Genomic DNA, 742 nt, shown 5'->3' on the forward strand with positions numbered 1-742 from the left:
TTCGCGCACGGAGCGCCGGAACTGTTCACGAGTTCGGGTACGAAACGGGCGTTCGCGGCATTAATTACTCCGGGTAGATTTCGATGCTGGGAAGTGTTACCGTCGTCACATGACGGCTCTCGAAGAGGAACTCCCGCAGCATCTCCAGGGCAACTGGTCACCGGTTCAGGAGGAGCGCACGATCGCCGATCTCACGGTCACCGGAACGATTCCGCCGGAGCTCGATGGGCGCTACGTGCGCAACGGCGCGAACCCGATCACCGGGTTCAGCGACCACCCGTTCACGGGCGACGGCATGATCCACGGCGTGCGTCTGCGCGATGGCGCTGCCGAGTGGTACCGCAACCGCTACGTGCAGACGCCGTTCATCGCGGATCCAGACCGTGCGGTGATCGACATGGCCGAGAGCCTCACCGACATGACGTCGTCGAAGGCCAACACCAACGTGGTCGGCCACGCCGGCCAGATCCTGGCGCTCGAAGAGGGGCACTTCCCCTACGCGCTGGACGGCAACCTCGACACGGTGGGTCCGACCGACTACGACGGTCGCCTGACCGGACCGTTCACGGCTCATCCGAAGATCTGTCCCGACACGGGCGAGATGCTCGCATTCGGCTACTCGATGATGGAGCCGTACCTCACCTACCTCCGCGTGTCGAAGGACGGCACACTCGAACAGGTCGAGAACATCACGGTCGGCGGGCCGACGATGATGCACGACTTCAACGTCACCCGGAACCAC

1 protein-coding gene is annotated in these 742 nt (G+C 63.7%); it reads left to right on the forward strand.

The genetic code is table 11. The features are described 5' to 3' along the window. Window positions 1–109 precede the first annotated feature (109 nt). A partial coding sequence (locus tag ON45_RS13970) for a carotenoid oxygenase family protein (protein ID WP_040494611.1) occupies window positions 110–742 on the forward strand: 633 nt, incomplete at its 3' end.

Origin of the sequence: Ilumatobacter nonamiensis YM16-303, assembly GCF_000350145.1 — a bacterium.
Classification (GTDB): Bacteria; Actinomycetota; Acidimicrobiia; order Acidimicrobiales; family Ilumatobacteraceae; genus Ilumatobacter_A; species Ilumatobacter_A nonamiensis.